The sequence below is a fragment of the Gemella haemolysans genome (assembly GCF_001553035.1).
GTDB lineage: Bacteria > Bacillota > Bacilli > Staphylococcales > Gemellaceae > Gemella > Gemella haemolysans_B.
Map to the genome: position 1 here is coordinate 1 of NZ_KQ959926.1, position 657 is coordinate 657.

1 protein-coding gene is annotated in these 657 nt (G+C 28.3%); it reads right to left on the bottom strand.

All coding sequences use genetic code 11. The features are described from left to right. Positions 1 to 219 precede the first annotated feature (219 nt). Positions 220 to 657, bottom strand: a 438-nt coding sequence (locus HMPREF3186_RS01490; RefSeq protein WP_156438951.1) for an IS3 family transposase, incomplete at its 5' end; no start/stop codon positions are given.

Here is a 657-nt window from a genome sequence, read left to right on the forward strand (position 1 = left end):
GGTACTGAACCCAAAAAATTGGACAAAATATTTAGTTATATTTGTTTAGTATTTTAAATTTTAAAGTCAGTAAATTTTATTACTTTTAGTGACTTTCATTCCTTACAGTTATTTTAGATTTTTCAAACTATTTAGTCAAGGATTTTTAAAAGGCGTAGCCCTTGTCCTTGACTAAATAGGAGAGAAATCTAAACTGTAAAAGGGAATGAAAGTCTCTTTTTATTTATATTTGTTTCTATTAATTTTTCTATAGTTTACGGGACTTAATCCACCTAAGTTCAACTTTATTCTTTCCTCATTATAATATTTTATATAATCTATGATAGCTTCTTTTAATTCATATTTGTTCTTGAAAGTATTCTCGAATCCGTAATACATCTCAGATTTTAAAACTCCAAAGAAAGATTCCATAAATGCATTATCTGCTGATGTTCCCTTTCTAGACATTGATTGCGTAATACCTTTTGTTTTAAGGGATTGTCTATATGAAATATGTTGATATTGCCAACCTTGATCACTATGAAGTATCATACCATCGTATCTTTTATCTTGAAGCTGCGATAACATCTCATGCTGTTGTTCCATATTAGGTGAAAATGAAATATTATAAGCTATTATCTCCGCGTTATATCCATCAATTATAGGTGCTAAATAAAC